Genomic DNA, 17533 nt, shown 5'->3' with positions numbered 1-17533 from the left:
AACCGTCCGCCTCGAACACCTTCCGGTCATGCCCGCCTTGAAAGCCTTTATCGTCGAAGACAGCCCGGTGATCCGGGAAAACCTGATCGCCGCGCTCGAAGAGCTCGCGCCGGTGAAGGTGGTCGGAACGGCCGAAGACGAACCCGCTGCGGTTCACTGGCTCGGCAGCGGCGGGCACGAGTGCGACCTGGTCATCATCGACATCTTCCTGAAGCGCGGCTCGGGCCTCGGCGTGCTGCGCGCCGCCAGCGATCTGCGCCGCCCGATGAACCTGGTGGTGCTAAGCAACTACGCCACCGCCGACATGCGCCGCAAGTGCCTCGATCTCGGCGCCAGCCGCGTGTTCGACAAGTCGAACGAGATCGACGCGCTGATCCTGTATTGCGCGCGTCTCGCCGACGGCGAGACCGGCCACGGCGCGTTGCTGTCCTGACCGCGACCCGGCGGACGTTACTGGATCAGGCCGTTCTTCAGCGCGTAATACGTCAGGTCGCTGTTCGACGACAGGTTCATCTTCTCCATCACGCGCGTGCGATAGGTGCTGACGGTCTTGACGCTGAGCGACATGCTGTCGGCCATGTGGCCGATCGTCTCGCCCTTGGCCAGGCGCAGGAAGACCTGGAACTCGCGCTCCGAGAGCTGCTCGTGCGCGGGCTTGTCGCCGGCGCCGCCGAGGTTGTCGGCGAGCAGTTCCGCGACGCCGGCGGTGATGTACTTGCGGCCGCGGAACACCGTGCGGATCGCCTTGACGATCTCTTCGGGCTCGCATTCCTTGTTGAGGTAGCCGCTCGCGCCCTGACGCAGCAGCGTCGTCGCATAGTGCTCTTCCGGGAAACCCGACAGAATCAACACCGGCAGATCGGGCGCGCGCGCCTTGATCGCAGCGAGCGCATCGACGCCGCTCTGGTCGGGCATCGACAGGTCCATCACGATCACGTCGACGTCGCCCTTGCGGACAATGTCGATCGCCTCCTTGCCGCTGGCCGCTTCGGCGACGACCGTCAGGTCGACCTGCTCCGAAAAATACTGACGCAGGCCGGCACGAACGATTGCGTGATCGTCGATGATCGCGATTCGAATCATGATGTTTTGCCGATCGGAGTGACGATTCACAGGAGTTTAAAGGGGTCGCGATGCCGATGTCACTGAAGTTGCTTCCGCTGCTGCGCGGCAGCCAGTTCGCGTTCCCGCTCGCCGCGCTGGCGGCGCTGGCGATGTTCCTGATCAGCGAGAGTTCGTACCAGCGCGCGACGTCGACCTTCGAGGCGCTGCGCGTGCAAGGCGTGGCCAGCACCAACATCCAGGTCCTGTGGCGCGGCCTGACCGACGCCGAGACCGGCCAGCGCGGCTACCTGCTGACGGGTCGCCCAGAGTACCTGAAGCCGTACGAAGTGGCGCAGACCAGCGTCGGCCACGCGCTCGCGTGGTTGAACAGCTACTACGGCGCCGATCCGGGCACCGATGCGCTGATGAAGCAGGTGGCACAGGCCTCGCAGAACAAGCTCGCCGAATTGCGCGAGACGATGAAGCTGTATGACGAAGGCAAGGAAGCCAACTGGCGCGGCCTGATGCTCAGCAACATCGGCAAGGAGCAGATGGACTCGGTCCGCTCGCTGAGTCAGCAACTGCTCGACCGCGAGACCGCAAAGGTCGACGTCGCGCGCGAGAGCCTGTCGCAGACACTGCTGCTGAACCGCATCGGCGTGACCGCGATGACCGCGCTGAGCCTGCTCGCGCTGTACATGTACCTGCGCCAGACCACCGCGCTGGTGCGCCAGCGCGAGGAGCAGCGGCGCCTGGTGCAGATGGAGCGTGACCAGTTCGAGCGCGAGGTGCTGCTGCGCACCGCGCAGCTCACCGAACTCGCGCGCCACCTGCAGACCGTGCGCGAAGACGAGCGCCATCACCTCGCGCGCGAGCTGCACGACGAACTCGGTGCGCTGCTGACGGCCGCCAAGCTCGACGTCGCGCGGCTCAAATCGCGCCTCGGCGTCGTCAGCGTCGAAGTCGCCGAGCGGCTGCAGCACCTGAACGACGGGCTGAACAGCGGCATCGCGCTGAAGCGCCGCATCATCGAAGACCTGCGGCCCTCTTCGCTGAGCAATCTCGGGCTCGTCGCGGCGCTCGAGATCCTGGTGCGCGAATGGGGCCAGCGCAGCGAGATCGAGGTCGACGTCGAGTTCGTGCCGGTGCGCCTGCGTCCGACCGCCGAGCTCACGGTGTACCGGCTGGTCCAGGAGGCGCTGACCAACGTCACCAAGTACGCGCGGGCGACCGAGGTCGAGGTGCGCCTGGTGACCATCGACGGGCAGGTGCGCGTCTCGGTGCGCGACAACGGCGTCGGCTTTGACGTGAACGCGCCGCGCAGCAGCGCGCACGGGCTGCTCGGCATGCGCTATCGGCTCGAGACCGAAGGCGGGCGACTCGTGATGCAGTCGGCGCCGGGTCAGGGCACGCTGATCCAGGCCGATCTGCCCGAAAGCGCCGCCGATCCGACGCCCGCCACGACGCCCGGTGCGCTCAGCGCCGCGGGCCACTGACCCACCCCGCGGTTCGCACCATGGCGCGGCTCAGGCGTCGCGTCGGTTCATTCCTACAGCGGCGGAGACCCTCTCCCGACAGTGCCGCGGCGACGCGCCCTATCGTGCTCGACCGAGGCTCGACCCACACTTCATCCATCGCATCAGTCCCGGTGCGAGAAGTGAGATGAGACAGTGAAACAGAAGCGCCGCCCGACGCTTCATGAACCGGGAGCCCAACATGTTGCACTACGCAGTCGTCTTCTTCGTCATCGCGCTGATCGCCGCGTTGTTCGGCTTCGGTGGCATTGCCGCCGGCGCCGCCAGCATCGCCAAGATCCTGTTCGTGTTGTTCGCGATCCTCGCCATCGCGAGCGTTCTGTTCGGCCTGATCAAGAGATGAAGCACGGGCCGGCGCACATGCGCCGGCCCGACGCCCGCCCGCCACGCCCGCCAACCCTGAAGGACATGCCGCCATGGACACCACCGCCAGCAAACCCCTCTCGACCGAATCGTCGTCGAGCTTCATCGATCACGCCGCCGAAGGCGCGACCAACGCGATCCGCTCGACGCAGAACGTCGCGAACACCGCATTCGACCGCCTGAGCGAGAAGGTCGAGAGCGCCCGTGACCACGCGACACCGTTGATCAACCGCATCTCGAGCCAGGCCGAAGCGGCCGCGCGCCGCAGTGCGGAGGCAGTCAAGGAGACCTCGGCGCAGTTGCGTGAGAAGGCGCACCGCGCGCAGGACACGACCGTGACCTACATCCGGGAAGAGCCCGCGAAGGCGATGCTGATCGCTGCCGCGACCGGTGCCGCGTTGATGGCGCTGATCATGCTGGCCAGCCGGATGTCGCATCGTCACGACTGAGCCGTTCGCGCGCTGGCAACAACCCGTCACCTCCAACGACCCCTTCGTCGCGCCCCCCTCGCGGTGCGCGACCGGTTCTCCCTCCTATGGGGTCTTTGAAAGCGCGCTGCGGCGCGCTTCTTTTTTGGTGCCATTGTTCGAGCGCTAGGACACGTCCTACGCCCCCCGACGCGTCGTGCTGACAGACACACCGACACGCTTTTCTTACGATCTGCAGATACTTTCCGGAGAAGCCCATGCGCTCGAGCGCAACCCCCTCGCCCCGCTGGACCACGGCGTCGATCGCCGACGCCAGTGACAGCGCCCCGATGGAGCTGCGCGAGCTGGGTGAGCATGTCAGCCGCTGCAACGGCTGCCGCGGTCGCTGGTTCGCACTGCGATGCGCGGCCGATGCGGTGCATGATTTCATTGCGCCGCGATTCGTCACCACCGTGTTCTTCGCCGGTGCGCTGATGGGCCTGGCGGCACTGGCGCTGTGAAGCATGCGGCATGACGCGGCGCTCCGAACTGTTCAGGCAGGTCCCCGACGCTCCTGAATCACTGTTCGACATCCTCGACGGCAAGCGTGGCCCGGTCGAGCCGCCGAATCGCTCCGAGATCTTCGGCCCCGAGCGCTTCGCGCAGCACGGCCACAGCCTCGGCGCGACGCACCGCGCACAGCTCGCGCCGAGCCGGTCGACCGCGTTCTTCCCGCGGCTCGAGGACAACATCCGCACGCTGCGCGAGGCCCAGCAGTACATCGGCGCCCAGGCGCGCACCGGCTACCAGGTCAGCCCGGCGGCCGAATGGCTGCTCGACAACTTTCACCTGATCGAAGGGCAGCTCAAGGAGATCCACGACGGCTTGCCGCGGCGCTACTTCCGCAACCTGCCGGTGCTGATCGATGAGCCGCTTGCCGGCCTGCCGCGCGTCTACGGGGTTGCGTGGGCCTTTGTCGCGCACACCGACGGCGCCTTCGACGAAGACCTGCTGATGCACTTTCTCGCCGCCTACCAGCAGGCGCGCGAACTCACGCTCGGCGAGTTGTGGGCGCTGCCGACGACGCTGCGGGTCGTGCTGGTCGAGAACCTGCGTCGCCTTGCCGAACGACTGGCGACCAACAAGGCGGCGCGTGAAATCGCGAACCTGGTCGGCGACCGCATCGAGAGCTGGTCGACCGAGCGACTCGACGCGCTGCTCGCGCTGCTCGAGCGACGCGGCGTCGGCCGCGTGTTCCTGGTGCAGATCGCGCAGCGCCTGCAGGACCACCATGTCGTCGGCCCGGCCAGTCACCACGACTGGCTGCAGCGCGCGCTGCCCGATCTCGCCGCCGCCCAAATCCAGCAACCCGCCGAACAGGCGGCCGACAACCTGAGCGTCAGCAACGCGATCGGCTCGCTGCGGCTGATCGGCGACGCCGACTGGCCCGAGATCGTCGATCGCACCAGCACGACGATGCAGTTGCTGCTGCGCTCGCCGGCGTTCGAAGCCGAGCGCGCCGACACGCGCGACCAGACGCTGCATGCGATCGAGCTGCTGGCGCGCCGCAGCGGCCGTTCGGAGACCGAGGTCGCGCAGACCCTGATGCGCCTGATGGAGCGCGAGGGTCCGGCCGATGCCATCGCGGGTCATTGGTTGCACGGTGCCGGCCGGCGGGAACTGGCGCGAGAGCTCGGGCTGCGCGAGACGTGGGCGCGGCTGTGGCAGAAGTTCCGCTGGCGCGCCGCGCTGCCAGCCTACCTCGCGAGTCTCGGCGTCGGCACGGTCGGGCTCGTCGCGTGGATGTTGCTGCGCCAGGGCGATGCACTGGCCGGTGCCGGCCCGCCGCCGTGGCTCGGGCTCATGGCCGCGCTGTTGATGATCTTTCCGGCGTCCGAAGCGGTCGTTGCGGTGATCAACCGGCTGATCAGCGAATCGGCCCAACCGAGCCGGCTGCCGCGGCTCGGGCTGGCCCAGGGCATCCCGCCTGAGCACCGCGTGATGGTCGTGATCCCCGCCATGCTGACGAGCTCGAGCACAGCCGACGAGCTCGCACATCGCCTCGAACTGCATCACCTCGCGAACCCGGAGCCGCACGCGCAGTTCGCGCTGCTGACCGACTGGGCCGACGCAGCGACCGAAACGCTGCCGTCCGATGCCGCACTGCTCGACGCGGCGGTGCGCAACGTTGCCGCGCTGAACGCCCGCTACGCGCCGACTGCGCAGCGCGCGCCACGCTTCATCGTGCTGCACCGCGCGCGCAGCTTCAGCGCCACGGAACAGCGCTTCATCGGCTGGGAACGCAAACGCGGCAAGCTCGAACAGCTGATCGCCGCGCTGGCCGCGCCGCCGGACAGCGCGCCGGCCGTCGTGCCCTTCATCGATCTGGGCGAGTTGTCGCGCGTCGAGCCCGGCACGCGCTACATCGTCACGCTCGACGGCGACACACAGCTGCCCCCCGGCCGCCTGCGCGAACTCGTCGGCGTGGCCGCGCATCCGCAGAACCAGCCGCAGGTCGACCCGGTGACCCGCATCGTCACGCAGGGCTACGGCATCCTGCAGCCGCGCGTCGTGACGCCGCTGCCGACGCCGAAGCGCTTCACGCTCTACCACTGGCTGTTCGCCGGCCAGTGCGGCATCGACCCGTACAGCGCCGCCACCTCCGAGGTCTACCAGGACGTCTTCGGCGAAGGCACCTTCACCGGGAAGGGCCTGTTGAACGTGGCCGCGATGCAGGCGGTGCTGTCGCAGCGCGTGCCCGACGAGCAGGTGCTGAGCCACGACCTGCTCGAAGGCTCGCTGGCGCGCTGCGCCGCGGTGACCGACATCATGGTGATCGAGGACGCCCCGTTCCATGCCGACGTCGCCGCGGCGCGGGTGCACCGCTGGACGCGCGGCGACTGGCAGCTGCTGCCGTTCATCTTCAGCCCGTCGGAGTACCGCATCCGCGCGATCAATCGCTGGAAGATGATCGACAACCTGCGCCGTTCGCTGGTCGCGCCGATGTCGCTCGCGCTGCTGGTGCTGGCGCTCGGCACGAACGTCGTCGACCCGCTCGCCGCGCTCGCGCTGGTGCTCGGCGCGCTGATCGCCGGGCCGCTGATGGGCGCGGTCGCGGGCCTGGCGCCGAGCCACAGCGGGATCGCGACGGCGCACTTCTACCAGCGCGCAGGCGCCGATCTGCGGCGCGCGGTCTGCAGCGGCCTGTGGCTGCTCGCGCAACTGCTGCAGCTCGCGCTGATGAGCCTCGATGCGGTGCTGCGTGCGGCATGGCGCATCGGGGTCAGCCGCCGCCACCTGCTCGAATGGACCACCATGGCGACCGCGCAAGCCTCGGCCTCGACGCAGTGGCGCACGATCGTGCGTGCGCACCGCGCGGTGCCGGTCGTCGCGCTCGTGCTGTGGCTCGGCCTGCTCCTGGCGGGCACGCCGTGGCCGGGCCTGGCGTCGGCTCTGTGCGCGGCCTGGGCGGCCTCACCGCTGTGGACCTGGTGGGTCAGCCGCCCGCGCCCGCCGAAGCGCGAGGCCGCGCTGCCCGCCGCCGACCAGGCCTATCTCGAAGACGCCGCACGCGACACCTGGCGCCTGTTCGAACGCTGCGTCGGCCCCGACGACAACTTCCTGCCGCCCGACAATCTGCAGCTGACGCCGCAGACGCTGGTCGCGCACCGCACCTCGCCGACCAACATCGGCCTGTACCTGCTCACCGCGGCCTGCGCGCGACAGTTCGGCTGGATCGGCACGCAAGACCTCATTGCCCGGCTCGAGGCGACGCTGGCAACGCTGGCCGAGCTGCCGCGCCACCGCGGCCACTTCCTGAACTGGTACGACACCCAGCGCAAGGCAGCCCTGCTGCCGATGTACGTCTCGACCGTCGACAGCGGCAACCTCAGCGGCCAGCTGCTCGCGGTCGCGCAGGCCTGCATCGAGCTCGCGCGCGCGCCCTACGACGCGCGCGCGGCGCAGCGCGCGTGTCGTGCCTCGAAGGCGCGCATCGAGCCCTTGCGCTCGGCCGCGGCCGAGGGCGCACCGGAAGGCGCCCTGCAGCGCCTGCTCGCGCTGCCCGACCCGCTGGCCGAGATCGACGCGCGGCCGGACTGGCTCGAAGCCTTGTTGCGCGACGCCTCGGACGAGCTCGCGAGCCTGCTACCGGATGATGGCGCCGCGCTCGCCCCGAACGCGCTGAACCTGTTCGCGTGGCGCGCCGCCGACCACCTCGTGACCCTGCGCAGTGCCTTGTTCGATGCCCAGGCGCGACGCGACGACGGTGCGCACGGCGACGACGCGGCACGTCGCTTGCTGGTGCTGGCGCGGCGCTGCGAGGTGCTCGCCTGGGAGGCCGACTTCGGCTTCCTGTATCACCGCAAGCGCCACCTGTTCCACATCGGCTACCGCGTCGCCGAGCAGCAGCTCGACGCGAGCTTCTACGACCTGCTCGCCTCCGAATCGCGCCTGACCAGCCTGCTCGCGATCGCGAAGGGCGATGTGCCGGTGAAGCACTGGGCCGCGCTCGGCCGGCCGTTCTACGCGGTCGGCGCGTACGCTGGCCTGCGCTCGTGGTCGGGGTCGATGTTCGAGTACCTGATGCCGACGCTGCTGCTCGACGAACCGCAGGGCAGCGTGCTCAGCGATGCCTGCCACGCGGCAATCCGCGAGCAAGTCGCGTTCGGGCGCCAGCTGCATGTGCCCTGGGGCATCTCGGAGTCGGCCTACGCCGCGAGCGATCACACGCTCGCCTACCAGTACGCGCCGCAGGGCGTGCCGCGGCTCGCACTGCGCCGCACGCCGCCCGACGAGCTTGTGATCGCGCCGTACGCGACCGCGCTCGCGGCCCAGCTCGCGCCGCATCTGTCGGTCGCGAACTTCGCGCGCATGGAGCAGTTGACGGCGCGCGCCCGCTACGGATTCGTCGAGGCGCTCGACTTCAGCGCCGGCCGGCAAGGCGCGAGTTCCGACTTCACCCGCGTCGATACCTTCATGGCACATCACCAGGGCATGAGCATCGTCGCGATCGCGAACGTGCTGCTCGACGGCACGCCGCGCCGCTGGGGCATGGGCAACGCGCATGTCGAGGCCGTGGCTTCGCTGCTGCACGAGCGTGCGCCGCGCGAGGTCTCGGTGCTGCTCGCGCCGCCGCCGGGGCCTTCGCCCGACGCGCGCCAACGCCGCGCACCCGGCATGCTGCGCGACCTCGTGCCGGGCATGGCCGCGGTCGCCCCGACGCACCTGCTGTCGAACGGCCGCTACAGCGTCGCGTTGCGCCCGAACGGCGCGGGCTGGAGCCGCTGGGGCAATGTCGGTATCACGCGTTCGCGCGACGATGCGCTGCGCGATGCGCACGGCGCGTTCTTCTACCTGCGCTGGGATCGCCAGCCCCAGGCCGTGTCGCTGACGCAGCATTCCGCGCCCGACCCGACCGCGCACTACCAGAGCACCTTCCACACCGACCGTGTGTGCTTCGACGCGACGTGGGCCGAGCTCCAGGCGCACACGACGGTCTGGGTCAGCCCCGAGGACGACATCGAGTTCCGCCAGATCGAGCTGCGCAACCTCGGCGAGCGCACGCTCCAGCTCGAGCTGATGTCGGCGTTCGAGATCACGCTCGCCGATCCGCGCGCCGACGAAGCGCACCCGGCGTTCTCGAACCTGTTCCTGCGCTCGGTCTGGAAGCCGGCGCAGCAGGCGTTGCTGTTCGAGCGCAAGCCGCGGCTTCCGACCGAGGCCGGGCTGCATGCCGCGCACTTCCTCGCCGAGACCGATCCGGCGATCCTTGCGCTGCGTGTGCAGACCGACCGCGCCGGCTGGCTCGGCCGCAACCGCGATGCGAGCCAGCCGCTCGCGTCCTTTCCACCGTTGCCCGAAGGCGATAGCGCCGAATCCACGCTCGACACCGGGCTCGATCCGGTCTGCGCGCTGTCGGTGCGTCTGCAGCTCGCACCAGGTGCCAAGCTGCAGCTGACCTTCTGCACCGCGGCGGCCGACAACCGTGCAACGCTGGACGCGGTGATCGACAAGCATCGCCAGCACGGCCCAATCGAGCGCGCGTCGCTGATGTCGGCGACGCTGACCGGCATCCGCCTGCGCGAGCTCGCGCTGAACGCCGAGAACTACGCGGCGATCCAGACACTGACGACCGCGGTCGTGATGAACCTGACGCGGCCCCGCGTGCCGGAGGCGCTGGCCGCGCCGCCCGATGCCGAGGTCCGCGCCCCCGGCTGCGATCGTCGCCTGCTGTGGCGCTTCGGCATCTCCGGCGATCGACCGATCCTGCTGGTCTCGGCCGGCGCGCCGCAGGGCATCGGGCTGCTGCGCACGCTGGTGCAGGCGCTGCGAATCTGGTCGTGGGCCGGCGTGGCCTGCGACCTGGTCGTCGTCAACGCCGAGCCGGCGTCGTACCTGATGGCGCTGCAGCGCGATGTCGCCGCGCTGCGAGAACAGTTCAACGCACAGAGCGGCGGCCATCCGGCCAGCGCGAACACCGGCTTCCAGGTGCTGCGCGCCGATGAACTGGGTGCCTACGAGCTCGACACGCTGCGCACGCTGGCGCGTCTGCACTTCAACGCCGACGGCCGACCGCTGACGCATCATCTGCAGGAATGGAGCGAGCAGCACGAGGCCGCGCTCGAGGAACGCATGGCGACCTCGACGACCGCGCTGCGCGCCGCCGGCGGGGGCGGTGCCGAGCCGCGCGTCTCGCAGGGCGTGTTCATGCCCGACGGCGGTGAGTTCCGCTTCGATGTCAGCGTGTTCCAGCGCCCGCTGCGACCCTGGGTCAACGTGCTCGCGAACCCGGGCTTCGGAGCCCACATCTCCGAAACTGGCGGCGGCTACACCTGGGCGTTGAACAGCCGCCTGAACCAGCTCACGCCGTGGTCGAACGATGCGCTCGCCGATCCCCCGGGCGAGTGGTTCCTGTTGCAGGACCTGAAGACGCGCGAGCTGTGGAGCGTCGCACCATCGGCCTGGGGCGATACGGCCGCGACCTACCACATCGCCCACGGCCAGGGCTACAGCGTCATCAGGCATCGGCGCGGCGACCTGGACGTCAGTGCAGCCTGGTGCGTCGATGCGCAGACGGCCGTCAAGCAGCTGCGATTGCGCGTCGTCAACCGTGGCCCGCGCGGCCAGCGACTGCGTGCGATCGGCATCGCCGAATGGGTGATGGGCGCAGGCCGGGGCGACCGCGCCAGCACCGACACCGCCTCGTTCACGCAGCGCCTGTCCAGCGCTAGCGGCAGCGAACCGCGCCGCGTGACCGCATTGACGTGCACGCAGCGCGACTGCTCGGCGGGTTTCGGCGGCGGGAGCGCGTTCTTCGCGGTGACCACCGATGCCGACACCGCGCTCGACTGGACCTGCGATCGCCGCGAATGCTTCGACGCGCGCGGCCGCCTCGTCGTGCCCGACGCCCTCGGCCAGCGCAGCGGTGCCGGCCTCGATCCTTGCGCGATCCTGTCGGCGCCGCTCGATATTGCTGCCGGCGAGACCGTCGAATGCGTCTTCCTGCTCGGCTTCGGCGCGAGCCCGGCCGCGGCGCGCCAGCTCGCCACGACCGCGGCGGCGATACCGGCGAAACAGCGTCTGGAAGCGACGCGCGCGAGCTGGGACACCTTGCTCGGCGCCACCACCGTGAAGACGCCCGACCCACTCTTCGACGCGATGGTGAACCGTTGGCTGCTGTACCAGACCGTCGCGTGTCGGCTGTGGGCCAAGGCCGGCTTCTACCAGGCCGGCGGCGCGTTCGGTTTCCGCGACCAACTGCAGGACGCGATGGCGCTGGCCTGGGCCGACCCGTCGATGCTGCGGCGCCAGATCGTGCTGAACGCGTCGCGCCAGTTCCCCGAGGGCGACGTGCAACACTGGTGGCATGCGCCGACCGGCGCCGGCGTGCGAACCCATTTCAGCGACGACCTGCTGTGGCTGCCACACGCCTGCGCGTACTACCTGCAATGCACCGGCGATGCGTCGCTGCTCGACGAGGAGGTTGCGTTCATCGAAGGCGGGCCGATCCCCGAGGGCGCCGAGGACGCGTACTACGTTCCGGGCATCAGCGAAGCAAGTGCCACGATCTTCGAACACGGCGCACGCGCGATCGACCGCAGCCTGCGCACCGGCGCCCACGGCCTGCCGCTGATGGGCACCGGCGACTGGAACGACGGCATGAACCGCGTCGGCGCGCAGGGCCGCGGCGAATCGGTCTGGCTCGCGTGGTTCCTGTGCGCGCTCGTCGACGACTATGCGCCGATCGCGCGGCAGCGCGGCGAGGACGCGCGCGCGCGGCGCTGGGAAGAGGCCGCGCAACGATGGCGCGTCGCGCTGCAGACGCATGGCTGGGACGGCCAGTGGTACCGGCGTGCGTTCTTCGACGACGGCACGCCGCTCGGCTCGAACACCAACGCCGAGTGCCGCATCGACCTGATCGCACAGGCCTGGGCGGTGATCTCGAACGCGGCGCCGCCGGCCTTCCAGCGCATGGCGCTGGCCGCACTCGAGCGCCACCTCGTCGACGCCGACGCCGGCCTGATCAAGCTGCTGACCCCCGCGCTGCAGGCGCAGCAGCCGAGCGCCGGCTATATCCAGTCCTATCCGCCGGGCGTGCGCGAGAACGGCGGCCAGTATTCGCACGCCGGCGTCTGGGCCTTGATAGCGCACGCGATGAGCGGCCACGGCGACATCGCGTACCGCTACTTCACCCACTTGAGCCCGGCGCACCGCTGCGCGGATGCGACACACGGGCGGGCCTACGCGATCGAACCCTATGTGATGGCCGGCGACGTGTACGCCGAGCCGCCCTACGTCGGCCGCGGCGGCTGGAGCTGGTACACGGGCTCGGCGGGGTGGTTGCACCGCGCCGCGATCGAGCACCTGTTCGGCGTGCGCCTGCGCGGCGACGAGATCGGCTTCGCACCGTGCCTGCCGTCGCACTGGGAACAGGCCGAGTTGACGCTGCGCCGCGATGGCCGCAGCCTGCGCGTGATCTTCTGTCGCGGCCCGTGCGAACCCGCCGCAATCGACGCCGGCTTCGAGCTGGGCCGCGACGAGTCGCTGCGCTGGAGCGAGCTCGCTGCGCACAACACCTGTCTTGTGCGGCTCGACGCGATTTCGGGCACGCCTGCAGCGCCGGCGCGGCCAAGTGCGTCGGCCGTGCATTGAGCGCCTCGGGGTGCTGTCCTACAGCGGCTGGTGTGGCGCTCCGATGGGCCGCACCGGGCCGCGTTCTTACAGTTCCTCTATCGACAGCGGCGTGCATCCGGCGCGCGTTCGCAGCATCGTGATCCCAGCAAGGAGTCTTTCGATGAACCCAGAAAAAGGAGCCCGCCTGGTGCTCGACGAAAAAGGCCTCAGCGACGCGCGGCGTTCGCTCGATCAAGGAGGCGTCGTGCCGAGCTACGGGCCGTGGCGCGAGGACGTCATCAAGCTGCTGAACGACGCGCTCGCGACCGAACTGGTCTGCGTCTTGCGCTACAAGCGCCACTACTTCACCGCCACGGGGCTCGCGTCGCCGAAGATCGCCGAGGAATTCCTGGTTCATGCGAACGATGAGGCGGCGCACGGCGACCAGATCGCCGAACGCATCGTGCAGCTCGGCGGCGAACCCGACTTCTCGCCGGCGAGGCTGCTCGAGCGCAGCCACGCCGACTATGACGACTCGAGCGACCTGAAGGCGATGATCAAGGCCAACCTGATCGCGGAACGCATTGCGATCGAGGCCTACACGCAGATGATCCACCTGATCGGCGACAAGGACTCGACCACGCGCCGCATCCTCGAGGGCATCCTGAGCCAGGAGCAGGAACACGCCGAAGATCTGCGCGACTGGATGACGGATTGACAGGCTGAACCCGGCCCATCGGTGGCGGGCCTGGAGCCACCCGATCAACGAGCGGTTTTCGCAACAACCAAGGAGAAATCCACCATGCAACTGCGTCACACACTCGCTTCCGCCATCGCCGTGATCGCCCTTGCCACCAGCGCCGGCTGCGCCGTGACGCGTGGGCAGGAAAGCGTCGGCGCCTATGTCGACGACGCCACCATCACCAGCTCGGTGAAGGCGCGCTTCGTCCAGAACAAGGACGTCGACGCCTCGTCCATCAAGGTCGAGACGCTGAACGGCACCGTGATGCTGTCCGGCTTCGCGAAGGACTCGACCGAACGCATGACCGCCGAAGACATCGCGATGAAGGTCAAGGGCGTCAAGAGCGTCAAGAACGAGATCGCGGTCCGTCCGTAGGCACAACGATCCTCGGTCCAGGCACGCCGGCCCTACCGGCGCGCGAACGACGCCCCGCATTCCTCGTGAATGGCGGGGCGTTTCGTTTCGCGGCCAGCCAGGCCGCCCCTCGATGACGCTTCCGATGCTCGACCGGACGCCCGAGCCGGCAACCATCCCTGTGCCGACGCCCACGCAGGCCAGCGGCCACCCTGCGCTCACCGTGCTCGCGGTGCTGGCGAGCATCGTCGCGCTGTGGTGGGGCCGCCGCTTCATGGTGCCGCTGACCGCCGGGCTGATGCTCGCGCTGCTAGTGCTGCCGCTGACGGCGCTGCTGACGCGCTGGCTGCGCGTGCGCCTGCTCGCAACGACGCTGAGCCTGCTGCTCGTGCTCGCGGCCCTCGCCGGCGCCGCCGCGGCTTTCGGCGATCAGCTCGCGCGTGTCGCGGGCCGCGCGCCGGACATGATCAGTCTGGTCGCGCAGAAGATCTCGACCACGGACCCGGGTGTCGACTCGGTGCTGCAGCGCGCGCGTCGCGCCTTCGTCGAGCTCGACGTGGCGGCCGAGCGCCTTGGCGGCACGCAGCCGATCACGCGCGCCGCCCGCAACCGCGCGGCGGCAAAACGGGTCGATGCGGCCGCGAGCGCCGCGGCCGCATCGGCGTCCGCAGTGAGCATCGTGCAGACCGCGACCGAGGCGCTGCGCGACGGCGCGGTCAGCGGCTCCGGCGTGCTGCTGAAGCTGGTGATCGACGTGACGGTCGTGTTCTTCATCGCGTTCTTCGTGCTCTCCGGCGGCCAGCCGCTGGCCGAACGCATTCTCGACCTCTGGGCGGTGCGCCCGGGGCTGCGCGCGCGGGCCGAGCACGCCGCACTCGAGTGCGTGCGGCAGATCCGGCTCTATGCCGCGGTGCTGCTGGTCACGAACACGATGATCGGCCTGGCGGTCTGGGGCACGTTCGCGCTCGCCGGGCTGCCGGACGCCGCCGGCTGGGGCGTGACGGCCGCGGTGCTGCACATCGTTCCATACCTCGGGATGGCGCTGCTGACCGGTCTCGGCGCGGCCGAGACCTTTCTCGCGCACGGCTCGCTGGCGTCGGCGCTCGCGATGGGCGCCTTCGTGGTGCTGCTGTCGACCGTGATCGGCACACTCGTGCTCTCATGGCTGCAGGGCCGTGCCGCGCGGATGAACGCGGCGACGGTCTTCATCGGCGTCGTCTTCTGGGGCACGCTGTGGGGCATCTGGGGCCTGCTGCTCGGCCCCGCGCTGACGGTGCTGACGAAGGTGCTCGCCGACCACACGCATTCCGGCCGGCGCCTCGCTGATCTGATGCAGGGCTGACGCAGGCCCGACGGATGTTCAGAACGAGCTGCGCATGAAGACCGCCAGCCCGCCGCGCCGGGCGCGCAGGCTCATCCGCGTGTCGCCGCTCAGCCGCATGCCGAGACCGCCGTAGCCGATGTCGAAGCGGGAGCGCGCGAGCTTGAATTCGACACCGACCTTGCCGACCACGCCCTCGCCGCCCTCGATGCCATGGCCGCGCAGCCCCGACGCGTCGGCATAGACGGCCGAGCGATCGGAGGTTCTGTAGCGCACGCCCATCGTCATCACGGTGCCGCTGGCGAGCACGGTCGAGCTGGCGGCGTCGCCGAGCCCCGGCACGCTGCCGGTCGGCCGCACGCCATAGTTCAGCGTGCCCAAGCCGAGGCCCAGATCGGCACGACCGCGCGAGAGCCACCAGCGGTAGCCGAGCTCGGTCGTCTCGCTGCGATAGCCGGGCAGGCTGCGCTGCGGCTCGCCCGGCGACTCGGTGCGCACGATGCGCGGCGCGTCGAGCGTGTCGGCCGCACTGAAGCGCGACTCGCGCGTCACACCGGGCGCATCGACGCCATCGTCATCGGCGAACGCCGCCGAGGCGCAAAGTGCACCGAACGTCGTCGCCACCAGCCAGCGGGTCGAAGAGCGCATCGCACGATCCTTTCCCGACACCGATGCATTGACTCAATGGCGCCCGCGGAGTTCGCGGATCAGGCTTTCTGCCTCTGCCGCGCGCAACGCGTGCGCGCGCTGCACCCTGCCGGGTTGACGTGCGTGCGCGTCGCGCGCCTCCATCTGATGCTCGTGCTCGAGGCTGTGCTCCCACTCCCTGCGGGCGTGGTGGCGATCCGGCTTGAACCCCGCTTGCGGTTGGCGATCACGTGGCATGCTGTGCTCCCCTCAGCTCTTGTGGAACTTCGCCTTCGCGGCGGCGATACAGGAGCTCTTCGCGTCGCCCGCGAGGCTGTCGCACTTCTGCGTCGCGATCTTGTAGTCGGCTTCGCGCTTGTCGTCGACAGCGTCCTGGCGGGCCTCACCCACCTTCTTGTTCATCTTCGCGTCCGCGAGCGCCTTGGTGTGGGTCGACTTGGCCTCGGTCTGACACAGATCCTTGTCCTTGCCGCCCTTGTCGTCGCACATCTCCTTGGCGACCGCGTAGTCGGCGTCGGCCTTGGCGACCGCGACCTTGTTCGCATCGCTCTGCTTGCCAGTGTAGTTGTACTCGGTCTCGGCCAGCGCGATCTTCTCCTTGCCCTTGGCCTTCTCCTGGCAGACATCCTTCTTGTTGCCGCTGAACGAGTCGCAGGCCGCCTTGTCCGATTTGTACTCCGCGGCGATGCGGTCCTTCGCCGCGTTGTATTCGGTCTTGTCGCCGGTCGCGGCGAAGCCGCCCGAGACCGCGAACATCGCAGCGATCGCAACGCCGACCTTGGACTGTTGGAGGGTGATCATCGAACTCTCCTTTCGGTGAGCGGAAGCAGTTCCGCGGTGTTTCCAGTATGGAAAGTCGCCGCCCGCACGGCCCAGCGGACGGTGCCGCAGCGGCCCGTAGTTCTTCTCCTACTGGCGGCGCGGCGCGCTCGCCGGCGCCGACAGCGGCGCCGCGGCGAAGCGCCGGGCGAGCTTGCGGCAGGCATCGGCGTCGCGCTTCGCCTCGGCGCTGTTGCCCGGATCGATCAGCGGCACGATTGCCGCCAGCGGGTTCGCCAGCGCCAGCAGCGCCGCGGCGCCGAGTCGCGGGCCGAGCCGGCCCTTGTCGATCGATACGCTGGGGTTCGCGAACGTGCCGCGCAGCGTCACCGGCGTGCGCAAGGTCAGCGGGCTGAAATCCTTCGGCGTCGTGACGACGCGCAGGTCGAGCGTCTCGCTCGCGAGCGAGACCGAGCCATCGACCCACAGCGTCGAGTCGCGGGTGTCGAGCACCAGCGCGCGCGGCTTCAGCACGCCCTTGTCGACGACGAAATCGGCGACGCTGCACTGCACCGGCAGCGCGTCGTCGCCCTTGATCAGCAGGCCCAGGCCCTGCGCGACGTCCAGGCCCGCGACCTCGACCGCGAGGTGCGAGATCGTCGCATCCGTCAGGTGCATGCGCACGCCGCCGCGCAGGCTGCCGAGAATCGCGGCGGTCGATCGGCCCTGCCCCGTCACGCGCGCCTCGCCCGAGAGGCTGCCGGTCGCGTACGGCGGCGCCTGGCCGGCGCGCGGCTGGTGGATCCAGCGCTCCAGCTGCACGCCGCGCCAGCGCAGGTCGGCGTTCCACAGCGCCTGCGCACCGCGGCCGTCGAGCTCCAGGGCACCGAACAACTGGCCCTGGCCGGTGCGCGCGTCGATCTCGCGCAGCTTCAGCACCCCGTCGCGCAGCAACAGATGCGTGCGCAGCGGCCGCAGCGGCTCGAGCAGGCCGCTGCCGAGGTCGAGGTTGTCGATGTCGATCAGCACATTGGCGTCCATCGCGCGCAACGACGGCAGATCGAACTCGCGCGTCGGCAGGACGCGGCCCGGCGGCGCCGCCGCGGCGGCGCTGCCAGGCGTGCCGGCGGGCTTCGGCGCGGCGGGCTTCTTCCTGGTCGTGGCCGGCGCCGATGCGGCCGCTGCTGCCGCGGCCGGCTTCTTCGGCGCGGCGCCGACCGCCGGCCCGAGGTCGGCGAGCAGCAGC

14 protein-coding genes are annotated in these 17533 nt (G+C 69.8%); 9 read left to right on the top strand and 5 right to left on the bottom strand.

Annotation, left to right across the window (positions count from 1 at the left end; translation table 11 throughout):
- The first annotated feature begins 28 nt into the window (after positions 1-28).
- A complete protein-coding gene (locus AC1DTW_RS26070) occupies positions 29-433 on the top strand; it encodes a response regulator transcription factor (RefSeq protein WP_477984566.1) in 405 nt (134 codons plus the stop codon).
- Positions 434-450: 17 nt separating this feature from the next.
- Here AC1DTW_RS26070 and AC1DTW_RS26065 read toward each other — a convergent pair whose 3' ends face one another.
- Positions 451-1083: a response regulator gene (locus AC1DTW_RS26065; RefSeq protein ID WP_477984564.1), complete on the bottom strand. Its 633-nt coding sequence runs from the start codon at positions 1081-1083 to the stop codon at positions 451-453.
- Between the two features lie 50 nt (positions 1084-1133).
- Here AC1DTW_RS26065 and AC1DTW_RS26060 point away from each other — a divergent pair, with 50 nt between their 5' ends.
- The 8 genes from AC1DTW_RS26060 (at position 1134) to AC1DTW_RS26025 (ending at position 14901) form a co-directional block, all read left to right on the top strand.
- Positions 1134-2540 carry a CHASE3 domain-containing protein gene (locus AC1DTW_RS26060; protein WP_477984562.1) on the top strand — a complete coding sequence of 469 codons (1407 nt, stop codon included), beginning with the start codon at positions 1134-1136 and terminating at the stop codon, positions 2538-2540.
- Positions 2541-2760: 220 nt separating this feature from the next.
- A complete protein-coding gene (locus AC1DTW_RS26055) occupies positions 2761-2922 on the top strand; it encodes a DUF1328 domain-containing protein (RefSeq protein ID WP_477984560.1) in 162 nt (53 codons plus the stop codon).
- Positions 2923-2995: 73 nt separating this feature from the next.
- Entirely contained in the window at positions 2996-3391 is a 396-nt protein-coding gene (locus AC1DTW_RS26050) for a hypothetical protein (protein ID WP_477984558.1), read from the top strand.
- Between the two features lie 308 nt (positions 3392-3699).
- Complete coding sequence (locus tag AC1DTW_RS26045; RefSeq protein ID WP_477984556.1) at positions 3700-3870, top strand: hypothetical protein; 171 nt, start codon at positions 3700-3702, stop codon at positions 3868-3870.
- A 10-nt stretch (positions 3871-3880) separates the two neighbouring features.
- Entirely contained in the window at positions 3881-12502 is an 8622-nt protein-coding gene (locus tag AC1DTW_RS26040) for a glycoside hydrolase family 94 protein (RefSeq protein ID WP_477984554.1), read from the top strand.
- A 142-nt stretch (positions 12503-12644) separates the two neighbouring features.
- Entirely contained in the window at positions 12645-13181 is a 537-nt protein-coding gene (locus AC1DTW_RS26035; RefSeq protein ID WP_477984552.1) for a ferritin-like domain-containing protein, read from the top strand.
- A gap of 84 nt (positions 13182-13265) precedes the next feature.
- Positions 13266-13580, top strand: a complete 315-nt coding sequence (locus AC1DTW_RS26030) for a BON domain-containing protein (RefSeq protein WP_477984550.1) — start codon at positions 13266-13268, stop codon at positions 13578-13580.
- 112 nt (positions 13581-13692) lie between these two features.
- Positions 13693-14901 carry an AI-2E family transporter gene (locus tag AC1DTW_RS26025; protein ID WP_477984548.1) on the top strand — a complete coding sequence of 403 codons (1209 nt, stop codon included), beginning with the start codon at positions 13693-13695 and terminating at the stop codon, positions 14899-14901.
- Between the two features lie 18 nt (positions 14902-14919).
- Here AC1DTW_RS26025 and AC1DTW_RS26020 read toward each other — a convergent pair whose 3' ends face one another.
- From AC1DTW_RS26020 to AC1DTW_RS26005, 4 genes are all read right to left on the bottom strand, one after another.
- Positions 14920-15528, bottom strand: coding sequence for a hypothetical protein (locus tag AC1DTW_RS26020; RefSeq protein WP_477984546.1), 609 nt, complete (start codon positions 15526-15528; stop codon positions 14920-14922).
- A gap of 33 nt (positions 15529-15561) precedes the next feature.
- Complete coding sequence (locus AC1DTW_RS26015; RefSeq protein ID WP_477984544.1) at positions 15562-15765, bottom strand: hypothetical protein; 204 nt, start codon at positions 15763-15765, stop codon at positions 15562-15564.
- Positions 15766-15777: 12 nt separating this feature from the next.
- Positions 15778-16329: a hypothetical protein gene (locus AC1DTW_RS26010; protein WP_477984542.1), complete on the bottom strand. Its 552-nt coding sequence runs from the start codon at positions 16327-16329 to the stop codon at positions 15778-15780.
- A 108-nt stretch (positions 16330-16437) separates the two neighbouring features.
- The coding region (locus tag AC1DTW_RS26005) for an AsmA family protein (RefSeq protein ID WP_477984540.1) at positions 16438-17533 on the bottom strand (1096 nt) is incomplete at its 5' end.

It is taken from the genome of Rhizobacter sp. P5_A1 (assembly GCF_056400745.1).
This window is presented reverse-complemented; position numbering and strand designations above follow the sequence as displayed.